Below are 18416 nucleotides of genomic sequence, written 5' to 3'. Positions count from 1 at the left end.
GTCGGCCACCGTCCCAAGGAGCACTTCATGCCCCTCGATGTTGATCTCGACCCTCGCGAGTGCGGCCTGGTGGTCGTCGACCTCCAGAACGGGTTCTGTCACCCCGAAGGTTCTCGGGGCCGGGCGTTCGGGCCCGACTCCGTGGTCATGCCGGCGGCGATCGTGCCGCGGACCATCCAGCTGGTGCGCGACGCCCGTGAGTTGGGCGTGCCGGTGTGGTTCACCCGGCAGGTGCACTTTCCCGACGACGCCGGGCGCGCTCGCCGTCGCCTGCCCTCGCACCTGGAGCGCCGGGGTGTCCGTCTCGACCTGTGTCACGAGGGGACGTGGGACGCCGACCTGCTCGACGAGGTGGCGGCCGAGGTGCGGGCGCCCGAGGAGGTGGTGGTGAAACACCGGGCGAGCGCCTTCTTCGAGACGCGGTTCCCCGGCGAGCTGCGCATGCGGGGCGTGCAGGTGCTGGTGGTCACGGGGACGACGACGAGCTTCTGCATCGACTCGACGATCCGCGACGCATATGCCCGCGATCTCGACGTGGTGGTGCCTGGCGATTGCGTCGCCGACACCGATGTCGCCGCCCACGAGGCGGTGTTGGCGACGACCGATCGCTTCCACGGCGTCGTGACCACCGCCGACGAGCTCACGGCACGGTGGCACGCGTGTCTCGCATCGCAAGACATCGCATAGCAATACGAAACATTCTGTTGACGGTGACGACACAACGTTGATACAACCGAGAAGTTCACTTGGGGGCGCTGCTCGGTTACCGGGACCGGATCTCCGATCGCGGGACATCGGGAGGTCAGCGTGAACACTTCAGTCCTTCCGAAAGGGGAAACACAGTCATGAAGACGAGCAAGCGAGTGGCCGGTCTGGCCGCCGCCGTGATGGCCGCGACGGTGGCCGTTCCGGGCATCGTGGGGGCGACCCAGCCCGCCTCCGACGAACTGTCGCCGGTCCGGGTGACGTCGATCGGGTTCTGCAACGAGGTCTACCTCTGGTGGGGCCAGGAGAACGGCATCTTCGCCGACCACGGTCTCGAGGTCGAGCTGGTGCCGTCGCAGGGCGGCGCTGCGGCGGTCGCCGCGGTCATGTCGGAGGCCACCGACTTCGCGTTCACCAACGGGTTCACGTCGTTGATCTCGCTGTCGCAGGGCTTCCCGTTGAAGTTCGTGTCGGCGGCCTACGAGAGCGCGCCTCCCGGCCAGCCGCAGGTGCAGGGCGTCTGGGTGACGGAAGACTCCGAGATCCAGAGCGCCGAGGACCTCGTCGACAAGCGCATCGGCGTCAACGAGCTGGGCGGCATCAACCAGATCGTCACCAGTCAGTGGCTGCGTGCGATGGGGGTCGATCCCAAGGACGTCAACTTCGTGGCGCTGCCGCTGCCGCAGCTCGCCGCCGCCGTCGCCGACGGCCAGATCGACGCCGCCCAGGTGCCGATCCAGAACCTCGGCGAGAGCGCCGACGTGCTGCGCAGTCTTGGCGACCCGTACCAGGACGGTCCGGGGCGCGTGCTCTTCGCCGGCTACGTGACGACCCAGAAGTGGTTCGAGGAGAACGCCGACCTGGCCGAGGCGTTCCACGCCTCGCTCGCCGAGTCGATGGAGCAGATCCAGTCCGAGGAGTTCTCGGAGGCGGCGTTCGAGCTGGCCGCGGCCAACTGCAACCAGGACCCCGCGGTGCTCGCCTCGCTGCCGCAGAACCCGTACACCGCCGACGTCGATGTCGAGTTGCTCGGAAGCATGGGTGAGATGCTCGTCGAGGAAGGCCTGCTCCGGGAGGCCCCGGACATCAGCGAGTTCGTTCCCGAGTTCGCTCAGAAGTGAGCCGGCGAACTTGGCGTCCGGGCGAGCGCACCGCTCGACCGGACGCCGGGTCGTCGTCCTCTCCGGCCGCGGTCCTCGGTGACGAGGCCCAGCCGTGACGGTGGATCTGCTGGTCGCCGGACTGGACCACGCGGTGGTCGGTCCTCCGCCGTTCGAGGTGCGTCACGACGTGACCATCGCGATCGACGGTGGCCGCATCATCTCCGTCGGCGGCGCCGACCTGGCCGACGTCGAGGCTCGGCGGCGCATCGACGGCCGCCGTGCCGTGGCCGTGCCCGGCTTCGTCAACGGCCACACCCACGGCGCGTTCGCCCTCGATCGCGGCCTGGAGCCTGAGCTGCCACTCGACCGGTGGTTGCCCCATGTGTTCGCCGTGTCCGAGCGCGTCGATCCCGACGTGGCGTTCTGCTCGGCCCAGCTGGCCTACACCGAGATGGTGCGGGCGGGCTTCACGGCATGCGTCGACCACCACTACGCCCAGGCCCACCGGGGCAACGCCCTCGCCGTCGCCGCCGCGGCCGACTCGGTCGGATTGCGGGTCGGGGTGGCGGCGACCGCGTCCGACCTCGGCGACGGGGCTGTCTCGTCCGACGAGGCCGTGGCCCGTCTCGATGAGCTCGTCGACGCCACCCGCGGGAGCGACGGATCCGTCGTCGAGCCGTGGCTGGCCCTGGCGTCGCCCGGCCGCCGCGAGAGCCCCGAGCGGTGCCGCGATCTGCGCGCCTGGGCCGACGACCGCGGGGTGCGCACGACCTACCACTTCGCCGAGACGACGGCGTGGCGCCAGTTGGCCGCCGATGCCGGCAGCAGCAGCCTCGCCCACTACCTGCTGACCGCCGAGCTGCTCGACGACCGCTCGGTGCTGGCCCACGGCGTCTGGTTCGAGCCCGGCGACCTGCCGGTGCTCGCCGAGCACGGTGTGTGGCTGTCGCACAATCCCGTCGCCAACGGCTATCTCGGCGACGGCATCGCCCCGATGCGATCGATGCTCGACGCCGGTGTCTCGCTGTGTCTCGGCACCGACGGCCCCAACTGCTCGGGACGGGCTGACCCGTTCGAGATGATGCGCACGGCGCTGATCCTCGCCCGCGCCAACGGTGGCGACGCGCCCTTCATCGAGTCCCGCACCGCGCTCGAGCTCGCCACGTGGGGTGGCGCCCGGGCGTTCGGCGCCGCCGACACCGGCGCCCTCGTCGAGGGCGCTCGCGCCGACGTGACGATCGTGAGCCTCGACGCACCGCACCTCCAGCCGGTCCACGACGTGATCTGGACGCTGGTGTGGTCGGTCGTCGCGTCCGACGTGCGCACCGTGGTCATCGGCGGCCAGGTCGTCGTGGACGACGGCGAGTGCGTGACCGTCGAGGTCCCCGCGGTCATCGATCGGGCGATCGCAGCGGCCGAGAGATTGCGGGTCCGATGAGCGACGAGTCTGGCCGGATCCCAGTCGACACCTTGATCCGCGACGCGGTCATCGTGACGATGAACGCCGAGCGCGAGGTCTTCCGCAGAGGGGCCGTGGCGATCCGTGGTCGCGACATCGTCGCCGTCGGTCAGTCCGACGACGTCGCCGCGACGGTCGACGCGGCGCGCGTCATCGACGGTCGGCGGTTCGTCGTGACGCCCGGACTGGTGAACGCCCACATCCACATCACCGGCGAGACCCTCACGCGCGGCTTCGTACCCGACGACTGCCCCTTTGACGAGCAGATCGTCACCTGGCTGCGCCCGCTGTACGAGCTGCACGACGAGACCGACGAGCACGTCTCGGCCAAGCTGGCAGCCGTCGAGATGCTGCGCACGGGCACGACGACGTTCCTCGAGGCGGGCACGATCTGGCACGTCGATGCCGTCGTCGACGCCCTCGTCGAGGTGGGCATCCGGGCCCGCATCGGACGGCGCGCGTGGGACCTGCCCGACCTGCCGCCCAAGTACCGCATGACGACCGACGAGGCGATCGCCGGCATCGAGGACACGGTGGCCCGCCACGGCGACGTCGCCGGGGGCCGCATCAAGGCGTGGTCGATGCTCGTCGGACACACCACGTCCAGCGACCCCTTGTGGCGCGCCGCGCGCGAGCTGGCGACGGCGCACGGCACCGGGTTCAACTTCCACATGTCGCCGGCGGCCAGCGACCCGGCCGGTTTCCTCGCCGTGCACGGCGAGCGGCCGATCGTCCACCTCGACCGCCTCGGCGTGCTCGCCGACGACACGATGCTGGTCCACTGCGTGCACGTCGACGACCACGAGGTCGCCCTGCTCGGACGGCACCGGTGCAACGTGGCGCACTGCCCGACCACCGCGCTCAAGGTGGCCTACGGCGTGACGCAGATCGGCAGGATGCCCGAGATGGTCGACGCCGGCGTCAACCTGTGCATCGGCACCGACGGCTCGAACGCCGGCAACTCGATGGACATGATGCGGGCCACGTACCTCGTCGCCGGTCTCTTCAAGGACGCCCGCAACGATCCGGCGTTCTTCCCGGCCGAACAGGCCTTCGCCATGGCGACGATCGGCGGCGCCCGCGGGCTGTGTGCCGACGGCGAGATCGGCTCGCTCGAGGTGGGCAAGCGCGCCGACCTCGTGCTCCATGACCGTCAACGGCCCGAGTGGGTGCCGCTGTTGGACGTGGCCAACCAACTCGTCTGGTCGGCCGACGGCCGCGGCGTGCACACGGTGTTCGTCGACGGTCGCGTGGTGGTCGAGGACTACCGCATGACGACGGTCGACGAGGAGCGCCTGTTCGCGCTCGCGCAGGAGCGGGCCGAGTTGATCGTCCGGCGCACCGGGCTGCAGAAGCCGCCACGCTGGAAGCTGACCTAGCTCATGATCGAGGCCGAGGACCATGACCTGGTCACGGTGGGGCACGAGGATGTGGGCGATGCGGCCACGACGATCAAGGCGGTGGCCCGGGCCGCGCAGTTCCTCGAGGTGTTCACGCTCGGATCGCCGCGGGTGACGCTGGCCCAGATCGCTCAGCACCTCGACGTCGGCCGGGCCTCGGTGCAGCGCTATGCGTTGACCCTGCAGAAGCTCGGCTTCGTGCGGTTCGACCGGCCGACGAGGAGTTACACGCTCGGCCCTCGCGTGCTCACACTCTCCGCCGCCGTGGTGGCCGGCAATCAGCTGACGGCCGTCGCCGCCCCGTTCATGCGCCGGCTGGTGCGCGCGACCCGCGAGACGGTGATGTTGTCCGTGTGGGACGTCGACGCGGCAATCGTCGTGGCAACTGACGACAGCCACGACCGAACGTTGCGGGTGATCGTCGAGGTGGGCGCGCGGCTCGGCCCACGATCGGCCGAGAGTCAGTTGTTCGCCCGACCGCCGGTCGACCACGTCGTGGTCGTGAGCTCGGCCGAGTACGTCGGCCTGCGGGCCGTGGCGACGCCGGTGTTCGACGCCGACGGGATAGCGGCGGCGCTCACGCTGATCGGGACGACGGCGACGCTTCCCGATGCGGTCGACTCCCCGCTCGCCCGATCGCTTCGCGAGGCCGCCGTCGAGCTCTCGGCCGCGCTCGGAGGGGCTGGCGTACGCTCACGCCGGTGATGTTGGGGCGGGAGAGCGAGCTGGCGAGGGGCGTCGCCGTCGCCGACGCGGTGCGGGGCGGCACCGGCCGCCTGCTCCAGGTCACGGGCGAGGCGGGCTCCGGCAAGTCGACCCTCCTCGCCGGCATCGCCGACCGGATCCGCGACGACGGGTTCACGGTGTGGTCGTACGCGGCGACGCGGCCCGAACAGGCCCTGTCGTGGGTCGGCGTCGCCGCCCTCCTCGACACGGTCGATCCGGCGATGATCGCCGCCCTTCCGGGGGGACCGAGCGCCCACATCCGCTCGATCATCGCCCCGGACGCAGCGACGATCGTGAGCGCCCACGGCGTCGCCGTGGCGCTGCGGGATCTGCTCGTGACCGCGACGCGGGCCGGTCCACTCGCCATCGTGCTCGACGACGAGCAGTGGTTCGACTCGGCCACGGCCGGAGCCGTCACATTCTTCACCCGATCGATCGCCGACCACCCGGTCGTCATGATCGTGGCGCGCCGTTCGGAGGAGCGCTCATCCGTGGACCTCGTCGCCGTCCCCGATGACCAGCGCGATCGGATCGACCTTGCCGGACTCCCCGTCGAGGTCGTGGCCGAGCTGATCCGGCCGATCGTCGGGCGCGACGTCGCCCGCTCGACGGTCCATGCCATCCACGAGCGGTCGGCGGGCAATCCGATGCTGGCGCTCGAGATCGCCCGCCAGCTGGCAGCAGGTGAGACCCTCGACCGGGCGCTCGTGCCGCGGTCGATCGTCGAGACGCTCGGCCCCCGGATGCGTTCCCTCCCGCCGGACTGCCGGGCGGCACTCGGCTACGCCGCCCTGCTCGCTGTGGCGTCGACCGACGTCATCAGCGCCGCACTCGGCACCGACGCCATTGCCGCGATCGCACCCGCCGAGGCGGATGGTCTCGTCGAGCTGATCCCCGGGTCCGACGCGACGACGGTCCGCTTCCTGCACCCGACGTTCGCTGCCGCGGCGCTGGCACCGCTGACCACGGTCGAGCGCCGGCGCGCTCATGCCCGGCTCGCCGAGCTGGTGGGCGACGTCGAGAGTCGTGGGGCACATCTGGCCGCGGCGGTTCCACCGCCGAGTGACGACACCGCCGCCGCGCTCGAGACGGCCGGAGAGCTGGCCGATCGGCGGGGTGCGCCGGCGGCCGCCGCCCGCCTCTACCGAGCGAGCGTGGATGCCACCCCGGCCGGCCGGGACGCCGACCGACACCGGCGGTTGCTGGCGCTGGCCAAGGCGCAGCACGTCGCCCTGCAGCACCGCGAGCTGCTCTCGACCCTCGGCGAGATCGACGTGCCGGCCGGAGCTGCCGATTCCGAGCACGTCGCGATCATGCGCGTACTGCCGCTGGTGTACACCGAAGGACTCGAGGCTGCCCGCCGCCATCTGGTCCAGGCCATCGAGTCGATGACGTCCGCGCAGTGGCGGCCGTGGGCGTTGGCCCAGCTCGTCCGGCTCGAACGGCTGGACGATCTGCGGCGCGGGCTGCAAGCGGCCGCACGGGCCGTGGAGGACGCCGCGCGCCGTGAGGACCGTGACGCGCTCGCTGCGGCGACCGTGACGCTGGCGACGTCTCGCGTGTTGCTCGGCGAGCCGGTCGACGTCGACGCCATCGTCGACGACGCCGCCGGCTGGGACGAGGCGAGCCACCTCCGCTACGAGGTGGACGAGCTCGTGCAGCTGTTGTGGTTCGCGGGCGACCCGCGCGGCGTCGAGTGGGCGGAGCGGATGTGCGCGACGGCGATCGCTCGGGGCCATTGGGCTCGCGAGGTGACGGCGCGCTACCTCCTCGGCGAGGTGCTCGTCCCGCGCGGCGAGTGGGCTCAAGCCGAGCGTTCCCTGCGCTTCTCCTTCAACGGTGCCAGCGATGCCGCCGAGCGGGCCACCCTCGGCTTCCTCATGGCGTCGACGGGACGGACCGCGGCCGCCCGCCGGGTCTTCGACGACATCGCGGTGGCCGAGACGACCCGTGGTCGGACGAACGTCTTCACGGTGCAGGCTCGGCGGGCGATGGCCGCCTTCGTCATCGGTGACGACGATGCGGTCGACCAGTTGGAGCTCGCCCACCAGCTCGCCGCCGAGTTCGGGGTGCGAGCTCCCCGGCTCGTGCCGTATCGGCGCGACTACGTGGAGGCGCTCGTCGCGGCCGGTCGCCTCGACGAGGCTCGACACGTTGCCGAGGAGATGAACGCCCTGGCCGAACGGACCGAGCTGGACAGCGCTCGGTCCGATGCCAACGCGGCGTGCGCCGTCGTCGCCTCCGCCTCGGGTGACGACGAGCGGGCACGCCGGCTGTTCGCCGACGCGGCCAAGATCCAGGACCGTGACGGCGATCGCTACGAGCTCGCTCGCACCTTGCTCGCCGCCGGGCGTGCGGCGCGCCGGGCGCTGCGGCGCACCGAGGCCCGGCGCCACCTCGACGAGGCCATGGCGCTCTTCGTCGGGATGGGCGCCGTGCCGTGGGTCGAGCGCTGCGCGGCCGAGGCTGCACGCATCGGTGGACGTCCGAAGCAGGCAGGCACGCTGACGCCGACCGAGCGTCAGATCGCGCAGCGGGCGGCGACGGGTGAGACCAACGCCGAGATCGCCGCGGCGATGTTCGTCAGCCTCCGCACCGTCGAGTCCAACCTGTCGCGCTGCTATCGCAAGCTGGCCATCCGCTCCCGAGTGGAGCTCGCCGGCGCACTCGCCCGTCTGGGCGAGTAGCACCGGCTGGCGATCAGCCCGGTGCTGGCTGATGCCGCGCAAGACGGCTGTCAGTTCGTCTTGTTCGCCATCCAGCTGCGATGGCGGAACAAGGTCTTGCGGGCTGCTTTGGCCAGGCGGCGGTCCTCGAGGTGATCGCCGAGTACTTCCAGCACCGCGGCCGTCTCGGGTGCGTCGTAACGCCACAGCTCGTCGAGCGTCTCTTGGGGGTCGTCGAGCTGGGCGAACATGTCGACGGTGACCTCGGGGACGGCGAGCGTGGCCGCCAGGGTGTCGACGAGCACACCGATGCCGACGAAATGCTCGAGCGCGTCGGGTGTCTCTAGCTCGTGCGAGATCAGCCACAGGGCGCCGTGCCCGGCCGTGGCCGGAGTGCCGAGGAGCGACCGGACGTGCGGTTCGGCCACCGCCGGGTCCATGTCGTTGAGCAGACCGATGCCGACCATGCGGTAGGCCCCGCGATCGGTGGCGGCCATGGCCTCGGCGATGAGGCGGGCGCGGTCATCGTCGTCGAGGGTGGGTTGCCACGCGGCGAGGGCGTCGTGGCCGTGCACGGCGGGGTCGAGGAGGAGCTCGAAGAGGTCCTCGATGGCTGCATCGGCGAGATCCGGGGCGATGGGGATGCGGAACCCGTAGGCGGGAGCGATGTGGCTGACGACGTGACGACCGAGCGGGGTCAGCGCGACGATGTCGCCGTCCTCCTGATCGGCGTCTGTGGCGATGATGCCGAGCTGGTGGAGCACGTGGAAGACGGTGGCGAAGTCGGCGCCACCTCGACCGCTTCCGCCGTCCAGCGCCATGTCGAGTGCGCCGGACAGGTCGTCGGTCAGCTCGGCGATCGACCCGTTGCCGTCGACGAACAGCTTGACGAGCAGGGCCACCGTGGCGGCGTCGGTGACCATGTCGGTCTCGTCGTCGTCCTCGTCGTCGACGCCGGAGCGGACGGCGAGGATGCCCTCGTCGAGCAGGGCGTCGGCCACTCCCTCCGCGCGTTCGAGGGCGTCCAGGTCCGTCCAGTCCTCGGCGGCGATCAGACGGCCGTTCTCCTCGAATATCGCTTCGGCGATGACGGCCACGTCGACGACGAAGCGGACCTGGTCGAAGAGCCCGTCGGGGTCCGCCGCACTTGGGTCGATGAGTGCGGCGAGCTCGTGTTCGTCTGCCGAGGCGAGGCGGAGGTGCTCGTCGACCGCTCGACCACCGGTACCGACGAACCCGTGGACGATGTCGACCTGGCGGACGAGGCTGCTGGCCGCGGCGGCGTCGACGAGCGTCTCACGCGGCAGAGGCACGTACACCGCAGGGACGTCGGTCATCGGCTCGGTGGGCATCGCGTGGTCGGTGAGCGCCCGGCGCTCAGCGAGCGGCAAGGCGTTGAACGCCTCCATGCGCTGGTTCAGCACGGCCTGCAACTCGTCGAGATCGTCGGTGTCGGGCAGGTCGCCGAACGCTCCCATGACCGACTTGCCGATGCCGAACTTGCTGGAATCACCCATCGCCCGTTCGGCCTGAGGCGCGAGGTCGACGGCGAGCGTGCCGAGCCTCGTCGCACGCTCGGCGCCACCGTCCAGGCGATCGGTGCCGGCGAGGAACTGCACGAACAGGCTGATGGCGATGGCCATGTCACGGCCGAACTCGGGCGGTGCGCTGACCTTGCGGGGGCACCACTCGAGGAGGAACTCGGCGATGTCGCCGTCCGCGTAGCGATCCAGTTCCCCGGTGGAGTAGCGGTAGCGCCAGTCGAGCAGGACGCCGGCGTCGCCGGCTATGCCCTCGGCGTCGTCCTCGTCGCCCTCGTCGCCATCGACGAGCCACTGCTCGAACTCCTCGAGCAGCGCCGCCCGGACGGTGTCGAAGGCTTCGTCGTCATCGCCGGTCGTGGCGTCGAATCGCAACTGCACCGTGCGAGTCTGCCATCAGCGCCCGGCGGGGTCTCTGGTGCAGGCCGGCGGCGGCCGTCAGTCCCAGTCCTGGCTGGCGAGGAGCTTCATCAGGTTGCGCTTGATCTTGTGGTCGGTGCGGACCTGGGACAGGAGCGCGTGGAAGCGGTCTGATGCGCCGGCCCGCTCGCAAAGGTGGCGGATGCGGCCCATCAGCTCGACGGCGTCGGCGTAGGCCTCGTTGTTCTTCAGATGGATCTGTCGGATCACCATCGACTCGTACACGCCGACGGCGTCGAGCGGATGCGTCGCCTCCCGGGCTTCGGCCAGCTTCGGAATGAGCGGACCGACGTATTCGAGCCGGCGGGCGGTCTCCCAGGCCTCGTCGATTCGACCGTCGGTCAGCAACGCCTCGATCAGCGTGTGCACCGGCTTCGGGCTGGAGCCCAGGTTGGCGAGGAGCACGTTGCCGGTCGGGGCCGTGGCCGCAGCTTCGGCCACCGGCCGGAGCCACTCGAGGGCCCGATCGGCGGCGGCCTGTCGGTCGGGCCCGGCTGCCTCCAGCCAGCGCCGGTAGGCCTCGACGGTCTGATCGGCGGCGAAGACGTCCCAGAACAGCTCGCGGGCGCGGTCGTCATCGCCCCGCTCGATGAGCAGCGCGGCGAGGTGTTCGCGGATCTCGGAGCGAGGGGTCCACCGGCCGGGCTCGGCGAGGGCGCGCTCGGCCCAGTCGATCGCCTCGTCGTTGCGTCCGGCCGCGCGCAGCGCCACGATGATGTCGGGGTACGCGCGTGCCTTGGACAGATCACGACTGTGCACGGCGATCACTTCGTCGGCGTCGCCCGACGTGCGGGCCGTGGCGATCATCCGGCGGTGCACGTGGTCCCACTCCGACGAAATGCCACCCTCCGGAGGCGCCATCGACTCCCACGCGGCACGCGTCAAGCGCTGCATCTCGGCGACCCCCTGCGGCCCGAGCAGCGGGCCGTGGGTCTGGGCCGCGCCGAAGAACGGCGCGAAGTCCGGGTAGCGGGACTCGAGATCGACGAGGCGGTGGGCGAGGTCGATCGGGTCGAAGCGGGCAACCGCACAAGCGTCGAAATGGAGTGCGGTCAGCACGCTGAGGAGTCCGGCGATGTCACCGTCGTCGTCGACGAACTGTGTGGCGTCGACGAGGCGCCCGACGGCGTGCTCCACGACGTCGGCGACGTCGCGACCGCTGCGCTCGTCCTTGCCGAGGAGGTTGCGCGTGGCGTCGACCACGTCGCCCACGCCGGCGGCCCACGCGTGCGCGTGGTGGTAGTCGACGAACCCCTTCCGGTCGGTGTTGTCGATCGCCCGGTCGAAGCGGCGCTTCCAGTCCCGCACGTCCATCGGCTCGCCGGAGGCCAGGACCATCTCGGTGGTGAGACGTGCCTGCAGCGCGAGGTCGTCGGCCACCGCCGCCATCACGATCTCGACGAGGCGTTCGTGCGGCAGCGCGGCGACGTAGGTGCCGAGGTCCAACTTGGCCGGTCGGCCGTCAGCAGGGGGATTCTCGTCGGCCCACCTGCCGTCGATCACACCGACGCTCACGGCCACGGCGTGCTTGCAGAAGGCGCCGTCGTCGGCCGCGGGGCAGGTGCACCGCCAGTACAGCTCACCGTCGTCCACCCAGACGGCGACGCCGTAGCGGCTGGACCCGCGGACTTGGGCCTCGACGCACTCAACCGAATCGTGCGACACGCTGACCCGGCCGTCGCGTCCGTAGGCCGAGCCCCGATCGAACGTGCGCGTGCCCGCCAACGCCTTCACGGTCCGCATGTCGAGCAACGCCCGCAGCGTCGGTGCTGGTGTGCTCGCCGGCCGCCGTCCAGTGGTCATCGCTTCCCCACCGTAGATGGGGCGGTCCGCCGCACGATCGGCGGGACGGCCGCTCGTCGTCCTGTGCCCGTCGGTGTCGTCGCGGCAGACAGCGCCGATCGAGCGCCCGGTACGGCCGTTGGTGCGATGCTGGGGCGGTGAGCGACACCGGCCGGACCCATGAGATCGATGACCTGATCGGCCGGGTCGAGCAACTCGATCGGGGTGATCATGCCGGCCGCATCGCCGGCTGGACCGAGGTCCTCGCGCGTCCAGCCGCGACCGACGGCGGGTTCGTCGATGTGGCGGGGGTGTGGGACGAGATCCACCGACACCGTCGTGCACTCGGCCAGTTCGACGAAGCGATCGACGCTAAACGCGAAGCGATCGCGGCGGGTTACGCGTCGACGCCGGATCCTGAGGCCGACATCGCGGAGATCTATGTCGAGCAGGGCCGGTTGGAGGAAGGCGCGACGCTGTTCGCAACATTGCGTGACCGGGCGCCCGATGACGTGTGGCTGTACAACTCGGCGGCCTGGGTGTATCGGTCGGTGGATCCGGCCGAGTCGTTGCGGTGGGCGCTGGCGGGAATCGACAAGGCGTTCGAGACCGGTGACCCCGATCAGGTCATCGGCCAGCTCCGCGATCTGGCGGTCGAGGCGTGGAACGAGACCGGCACGGCACCCGACGTCGCGTTGCTGGAACGGATCGGCACGTTCATCGACGAGTGGACACGACCACCGCGCCGCTGGCCCGTGCCGGCCTCAGGCGCGCCGGCGCCGACACCGCTGCGGCCGCGGGTGGACCCGGTTCGTGAGCCGTCGCGGGCGGCGGCGCTCGGGTTCGCGTGGTTCCCGCCCGAGGAGTGGCCGGTCGCGATGCAGCGGTGGCCGCATCTGCTCGACGGACTGCCGCCGGAGTACGAGGACTACAGCCGCAAGCTCGAATCGAAGCTGAAGGCGTTCCACAAGTTGGCGGGCGGGATCTCGTTGCATGTCAGTCCGATCACCGTCGACGAGCTCGTTGCCGATGCTGCCGCGGAAGGGCACGATCCTGGCTCGTCCGAGGCCCGTTCGCGGCTGGCTGCGGAGGTCGCCCGCACGGGCAGGGCGGTGCCATGGCCGCCGGGACGCAACGATCGTTGTTGGTGCCGATCGGGGCGAAAGTACAAGCACTGCTGCGGCCCCACGCCGCCGGAGCTCATCGAGGAGAGCGGCGATGAATGAGCCCCAGTCGCACGGCGCCGCCGAGCACGGGTTGTCGCCGGCCGACGTCGAGCGAGCCTTCGACCGGATGACTGCCCGTGACGCAGAGCGCGGTCGCGATGCCCGGCACATCTACGACACGTTGACGTGGGGCGAAGGCCCCGGCGTCCTCTCGCAGGCGGGTGTGCAGGATTGGCTGTGGTACCGGCTGCCGACGAAGTACATGACCGACGAGGCCGACTACAAGCAGCGTCTCGCCGGCATCGCCGGTGAGCTGTTCGACGAGCTCGGCCTCGGCCGCTACGCCGCGATCTGCCGCTCCGACACCACGGCCCGGGTGCATGCGGCGTTCGACCGATCCAACAGTGCCGGCTACTCGGCGATGCGGAAGGCGCTGTCGGCGTCGGGTATCGACCCGCCGGACATCGACGGGTTCGCCTGGAGCTCGGTGATGGGGAGCGAAGAAGCCGCCGTTCGCTCCGACGCGGAGCGAGCTCTCGAAGCCGCCATCGACGACGGACGCCTCCGCGTCGGGGCGCGAGCGTGGCGCGACACCCAAGCGGCGGTTGTGGCCGGTGTCCTCGACGCCGACCATCCGACGCTCCCGGGCCAATCGTTGCGCACTGCGGTGCACACCGAACGGGCAGAGAGCTGGCGTGACCTGTTCGCCAGACGCTCACCGACGTTCGTGCCGGTCGTCGACCAGGCCCTCAAACAGTCGCTGGCCACCCCCGACCCACCCTCTGCAGACGCGATCGCCGCAGCGTTGCATCCATTGCTGTGGCTGCTCGAACGCGTCGGCGACACCGGGCAGGCGATGACCCAGGCCGGCTATCTGAACCGACCGTTCGTCGTCGAGGTCTGGAAGCAACGTCCGTGGACCGACGAGCTCTTGCCGCTCGACAAGCCGCCGCGCAGCGAGTCCGACGACTTCATCCTGCATTCACTGCGCACATTCGCTCAGCACGCCGGTCTCGTGCGGATCACGAAGCGCGTCCTGCGCCGAACCAAACTGGGCGACCGCGCGCTCGCCGATCCGTTGGCTGCCTGGCAGGCCGTCGTCGCCCGACTCGGCGGTACTGGCTGGGAACGATTCATCGCGGAGACCGCCGCGACGCTCTTCGTCGCCAGCCGAGGGACCATCGCATCCCGACCACTCGTCGACACGATCAGCCAGGTCGCCGGAGAGCTCGGCTGGCGCACCGACGGGCGCCCTCCGAGCGACCACGATGTCTCCTTCGGCTTCAGCGAGACCCGCCGCCTCCTCCTCGTCCTCGGCATGCTCACCGAGCATGGCGACTGGCGCGATCGCACCTACGTCCTCACCAGCCTCGGTACCCAACTCGTCACCAGCATCGTCCACAGCGTCGCCACCGGCCCCCGCACACATCCGTAGCCCGCATTCCGACTGGGAAGAGCCACCGGCGCGCCGAGCCCGGTTGTCGCCATCGAACGACGAGTCCGCCGACGCCTCCGGCGCGCCACGCGTGAGGGCCACTCGCCGCCGCGAGAGGCAGGTGGATCGAAGGTTGCGTTCGAGGCGCGTCCTGTCGCATTGGTGCCCAAGTCGGGTCCTCCTGCCGCTTCCGTGGGTTCTGAACGATGGAAGTGCGTGCGGGATGGGCCTGTGGGGAGGCGCGCTGGGTCGGCACTTCGGCTCACCTCGATGCGCTCGCCCAGCGGAACGGGGCGCCGTCGGTGCCGGGGAACGTCGCGAGTCGCGTGCGCGGCGTGGGAGATGTCCGGGCGCCGGTAACGTCGTCGGTGCGGTCGGGGCGATTCCGGCTCACCGGGTTCGGCGCCGTTGGAGCGACGCCGACAGGTTCGGAGCAAGCGGCTCCCAGTGATGCATCACGCACCGGGAGAATCCGATGTCCTCGTTCCGTTCGTTCAAGACCGTCTTCACCGAGCTCGAGCCCGACTGGCGCCCGCTGGGCGCGGTGTCCAGGGTGGTGCGGGCCTCGCCCGACCTGCCGCCGTTCCATCCGGGCGAGTTCATGTGCATGGCCACGCTCGAGAACCGTCGCAAGGGCATCGTCCTGCGGCTCTACAAGCATTACGACACGCGGCGCTACATCAACATCGACCAGGCTGGACACACCTACGAGTACTGGCCCGGCAGCGACGAGCAGTGGGAGCGCGACAAGGCGGCCACCCCGGACTTCGGCGGGCGCTACCGACTGCACCGGTCGCTCCGCCACGCCGTGGATCGGCTCGGGCTCTGGGAGTTCGAGGGCGCCCAGCTGATGCGCAGCTTCCCGCCCGAGAAGTGGCCGGCCGATCCGAACGACCTGGCGATCGGCGCCTACATGGACGGCGACCGCTTCGCCTGGATCCAGGCGTGCAGCACCGTTCCTGACGACCTGCCCGTCGACGAGTCCGACGACTGCACGCCCGGCTGACTCGGCGCATGCAGCCCGGCGGCTCACCCCCATCGAGCCGCAGCGTCGCCCGTCAGCGGGGAGCTACGACGACGATCCCGTTGTCTTCGGCCGCGGCGGCCAGGCGATCGTCGTAGGTGACGAGGCCGTGCAGGTCGTCGCCGAGTTCGAGGGCCGAGGCGATGTGAAGTGCGTCCAGAGTGCGGAGGAGCGATGGATCGAGCCGCGCGGCGGCCTCGAACGTCGAGGTGGCGACGGTCAGAAGGGTCACGCCGTCGAGGACCGTGCGAGCAGCCACCACGCGGTCTGGCGCGGCGCGGCGCACGGCACGAAGCAGCTCGGTCCGCGCCAGGTCGCTCGACACCAGTTGTGGTTGCTCGGTCTGGAGCCATGAGCGAAGTGCGTGCGAGTCGGCCTCCTCGACAACGAGCTTCACCAATGCCGACGTGTCGACGTAATGGGCCACAGGTCAGTAGCGCTCGGCGTCGCGCATCTCGGCGAGTGCGCTCGAGACGTCGCCGCCGGGGAGCGGTGCCGGGAGCTGCCGTGGATCACGCCGGGCCGGACGCGCCCGGCCGGCATCGATCAACCGCTGCAACGGCGAACTCGGCAGCGGGGTGATCTGGGCGACCGGCCGACCGCGATCGGTGACGGTGACGACTTCGCCGTTGGCTACCTCGGCGATCACCGCCGATGCGTTCTGCTTCAGCTCTCGGATCCCGACCCGCGTCATGTTCTACAGTGTAGCACTCTCGTAGATTATCGAAATCCCGGGCGGATCGTTGGGTCGACGCAACTGTTCGATCACCGAGGCTCTAAGTAACGCTTATGATATAAGCGTTACTAGTGTCGCGTCGGAGGTGACGGTTGGGACGGTTGGTCAGGAGGCGATGGACGGCGGCGTTCGAAGGCATGAGCCGCCGCGATCGGCAGGGCTGCAGTTATGACGCGTACGTTCCCGATCCACTCGACGGGTGGGAACTCGGACTGCCCGCCGATCTGGTGGCGGACCTGAGCGATGCCGAAGCGGCGGTCCGCCGGCTCAACGACACCGGCACGCGCCACGTGAGTCTGGAGGGTCTGGCCCGCTTCCTGTTGCGTGCCGAGTCCGTGGCGTCGTCGAAGATCGAAGGGCTCGACGCCGGACCGCGCCGCCTGCTCGATGCCGAAGTGGTGCTCGCCCAAGGCGGTGACGCTGCCGACCGGCTTGCGTTCGAGGTGCTCGCCAACGTCGCGGCGATGGAGGCGGCCGTCCACGTGGGCTCCTCGGCGGAGACGATCACGCTCGAAGACCTCCTGGAGGTCCACAGATTGCTGCTGAGCGCGACCGCCCCGGCGACCGGCGGTGCGGTGCGCGACGTGCAGAACTGGATCGGCGGCAGCAACTACAACCCGTGCGTGGCGTCGTTCGTTCCTCCGCCGCCCGAAGCCGTCGGCGCGTTGCTCGACGACCTCCTCGCCTACGTCAACGCTGAGCATCACCCGCCCCTGGTTCAGGCGGCGGTGGCTCATGCCCAGTTCGAGACGATCCACCCGTTTGCCGATGGGAACGGACGAACCGGCCGAGCGTTGATCCACATCGTGCTGCGCCGCCGCGGGGTCGTCGAGCAGTTCGTTCCGCCGATCAGTCTCGTCCTGGCGACGTGGGCGAGTGACTACGTCGCCGGCCTCACGGCGTATCGATTCGTCGGCCCGCCAAAGCGTTCGGCGCGCTCGGTGGCGGCCGCGACGTGGCTGCGCACCTTCGCTGCCGCGGTTCATCGATCGTGCATCGATGCCGAGCGCTACGCAGCTTGGATCGACGCACTGGAGGTTCGATGGCGGGAGCAGCTCGGTCGGGTGCGCGCCAACTCGGCGGCGGACCTACTCCTGCGTGCTCTGCCTGGTGCCCCTGTGGTCACGGTCGAGAGCGCAGCGCGGTTGATCGGGCGATCGACGATGCGCACGGGCCAGGCGGTCGGCCGCCTCGCGGAGGCCGGCATCTTGGTGCAGCGCAACGTCGGACGCCAGCGGTACCGGGTGTTCGAGGCGACCGCGGTTGTCGATCTGTTCACCGGGCTCGAGCGGACCCTGGCCGGTCCATCCGGAGACACAGCCGTCGCGCCACCGATTCGGCGCGTCCCGCGTCGGCCGAACGCCAACAGATCGTGACCCGACACAGCCGCTCGCCGAATGGGCACATCGGTCCCAGTCGGTCGCGATCGCCGCGAAGGCGAGATGGTCGACGTCGTCGGCTCGGCCGTCGTGCACGCTCTGCGTCGGTTACCCGCCTCGGTCGCGGCAAGCCAAGCCGTCGGTTCCTTCGACGCTTCTACGTCGAGGCCGCTCATGATGGTGTCGCGGGTGCCGGTCGCTCCGCCACGCCGTTGGTCGGCTCGGGCTGTGGGAGTTCGAGGGCGCCCAGCTGATGCGCAGCTCCCGCCGGAGAAGTGGCCGGCCGATCCGGACGACCTGGCGATCGGCGCCTACATGGACGGCGACCGCTACGCCTGGATTGTGGCCAGCAGCAGGACGCCTGCCGACGTAGAACCCGACGAGATCGGCGACGCACCCGGCTGACTCGGCACTCGCCGCTCGACGGCCTTTCTCGAGCCGCAGCATCGAGCAAGACCACTATCCGTCGATCAGTGTGATGACAGCCAATCGACGCCGCCGTGCGGTCCGGCGACCGGATCGAGTCTCGTCGCCCACCTCAACGTCGACGGGAGGCTCGAATCGCCGACCATCGTGTCGACAATTTGCGGAATAGACCGTCGACAAAATGCGGAGTACGAGACGTCGGTCCGTCTCCACCATCTCCGCGAGCGTGGCCCGCCCGGCCGACGCGAAGGGAATGATGATCCTGCGCGACCGGCTCGATCGGGTCGGCAACGACTTCGTCGGCGGCATCGTGTTCCACACCGGCCGGCACCGGTTCCCGCTTGGTGATCGCCTGGTGGCGCTGCCTATCGCCGACCTCTGGACGTAGCGACTGTCACCGAATGTCCGCGCTGGGCGGACGTTCGGTGACACGAAGAAGCCTTCCGAC

General features: G+C 70.3%; 16 protein-coding genes. 12 read left to right on the top strand and 4 right to left on the bottom strand.

Annotated elements, in window-relative coordinates; translation table 11 throughout:
* The first annotated feature begins 27 nt into the window (after positions 1–27).
* The 6 genes from DN771_RS10740 to DN771_RS10715 all read left to right on the top strand — a co-directional run bounded on the left by DN771_RS10740 (position 28) and on the right by DN771_RS10715 (position 8080).
* The gene (locus DN771_RS10740) at positions 28–687 is read left to right on the top strand and encodes a cysteine hydrolase family protein (RefSeq protein WP_116997368.1); all 660 of its coding nucleotides are present in this window, start codon (positions 28–30) and stop codon (positions 685–687) included.
* Positions 688–845: 158 nt separating this feature from the next.
* Positions 846–1826 (top strand): ABC transporter substrate-binding protein, encoded by a 981-nt coding sequence (locus tag DN771_RS10735; protein WP_116997367.1) that lies wholly within the window; start codon positions 846–848, stop codon positions 1824–1826.
* A gap of 94 nt (positions 1827–1920) precedes the next feature.
* The gene (locus tag DN771_RS10730) at positions 1921–3246 is read left to right on the top strand and encodes an amidohydrolase family protein (RefSeq protein WP_116997366.1); all 1326 of its coding nucleotides are present in this window, start codon (positions 1921–1923) and stop codon (positions 3244–3246) included.
* Positions 3243–4646 (top strand): amidohydrolase family protein, encoded by a 1404-nt coding sequence (locus tag DN771_RS10725; RefSeq protein ID WP_116997365.1) that lies wholly within the window; start codon positions 3243–3245, stop codon positions 4644–4646. The genes DN771_RS10730 and DN771_RS10725 overlap by 4 nt, the downstream gene beginning before the upstream one ends.
* A 3-nt stretch (positions 4647–4649) precedes the next feature.
* Positions 4650–5372, top strand: coding sequence for an IclR family transcriptional regulator (locus tag DN771_RS10720; RefSeq protein WP_116997364.1), 723 nt, complete (start codon positions 4650–4652; stop codon positions 5370–5372).
* Entirely contained in the window at positions 5372–8080 is a 2709-nt protein-coding gene (locus DN771_RS10715) for an AAA family ATPase (protein WP_227462314.1), read from the top strand. The genes DN771_RS10720 and DN771_RS10715 overlap by 1 nt, the downstream gene beginning before the upstream one ends.
* Positions 8081–8130: 50 nt before the next feature.
* Here DN771_RS10715 and DN771_RS10710 read toward each other — a convergent pair whose 3' ends face one another.
* Positions 8131–9981: a hypothetical protein gene (locus tag DN771_RS10710; RefSeq protein WP_116997362.1), complete on the bottom strand. Its 1851-nt coding sequence runs from the start codon at positions 9979–9981 to the stop codon at positions 8131–8133.
* A 57-nt stretch (positions 9982–10038) separates the two neighbouring features.
* Positions 10039–11823 carry an SWIM zinc finger family protein gene (locus DN771_RS10705; protein ID WP_116997361.1) on the bottom strand — a complete coding sequence of 595 codons (1785 nt, stop codon included), beginning with the start codon at positions 11821–11823 and terminating at the stop codon, positions 10039–10041.
* A gap of 137 nt (positions 11824–11960) precedes the next feature.
* On the opposite strand from DN771_RS10705, the gene DN771_RS10700 reads away from it, so the two are divergent.
* The 3 genes from DN771_RS10700 to DN771_RS10690 all read left to right on the top strand — a co-directional run bounded on the left by DN771_RS10700 (position 11961) and on the right by DN771_RS10690 (position 15409).
* Positions 11961–13028, top strand: coding sequence for an SEC-C metal-binding domain-containing protein (locus DN771_RS10700; protein ID WP_116997360.1), 1068 nt, complete (start codon positions 11961–11963; stop codon positions 13026–13028).
* A complete protein-coding gene (locus DN771_RS10695; RefSeq protein ID WP_116997359.1) occupies positions 13021–14403 on the top strand; it encodes a hypothetical protein in 1383 nt (460 codons plus the stop codon). The genes DN771_RS10700 and DN771_RS10695 overlap by 8 nt, the downstream gene beginning before the upstream one ends.
* Positions 14404–14878: 475 nt before the next feature.
* Positions 14879–15409 (top strand): hypothetical protein, encoded by a 531-nt coding sequence (locus DN771_RS10690; RefSeq protein WP_116997358.1) that lies wholly within the window; start codon positions 14879–14881, stop codon positions 15407–15409.
* Between the two features lie 52 nt (positions 15410–15461).
* Here DN771_RS10690 and DN771_RS10685 read toward each other — a convergent pair whose 3' ends face one another.
* Both DN771_RS10685 and DN771_RS10680 read right to left on the bottom strand, forming a co-directional pair.
* Positions 15462–15854, bottom strand: a complete 393-nt coding sequence (locus DN771_RS10685) for a type II toxin-antitoxin system VapC family toxin (protein WP_116997357.1) — start codon at positions 15852–15854, stop codon at positions 15462–15464.
* Between the two features lie 3 nt (positions 15855–15857).
* Complete coding sequence (locus DN771_RS10680; protein WP_116997356.1) at positions 15858–16121, bottom strand: type II toxin-antitoxin system Phd/YefM family antitoxin; 264 nt, start codon at positions 16119–16121, stop codon at positions 15858–15860.
* A 179-nt stretch (positions 16122–16300) separates the two neighbouring features.
* On the opposite strand from DN771_RS10680, the gene DN771_RS10675 reads away from it, so the two are divergent.
* The 3 genes from DN771_RS10675 to DN771_RS29455 all read left to right on the top strand — a co-directional run bounded on the left by DN771_RS10675 (position 16301) and on the right by DN771_RS29455 (position 18356).
* Positions 16301–17539, top strand: a complete 1239-nt coding sequence (locus DN771_RS10675) for a Fic family protein (RefSeq protein ID WP_205528531.1) — start codon at positions 16301–16303, stop codon at positions 17537–17539.
* Positions 17540–17605: 66 nt separating this feature from the next.
* A complete protein-coding gene (locus DN771_RS10670) occupies positions 17606–17947 on the top strand; it encodes a hypothetical protein (protein WP_162941798.1) in 342 nt (113 codons plus the stop codon).
* Positions 17948–18194: 247 nt separating this feature from the next.
* Complete coding sequence (locus DN771_RS29455) at positions 18195–18356, top strand: hypothetical protein (protein ID WP_162941797.1); 162 nt, start codon at positions 18195–18197, stop codon at positions 18354–18356.
* Positions 18357–18416 lie beyond the last annotated feature (60 nt).

The organism is Desertimonas flava, from assembly GCF_003426815.1.
Lineage (GTDB): Bacteria > Actinomycetota > Acidimicrobiia > Acidimicrobiales > Ilumatobacteraceae > Desertimonas > Desertimonas flava.
This window is presented reverse-complemented; position numbering and strand designations above follow the sequence as displayed.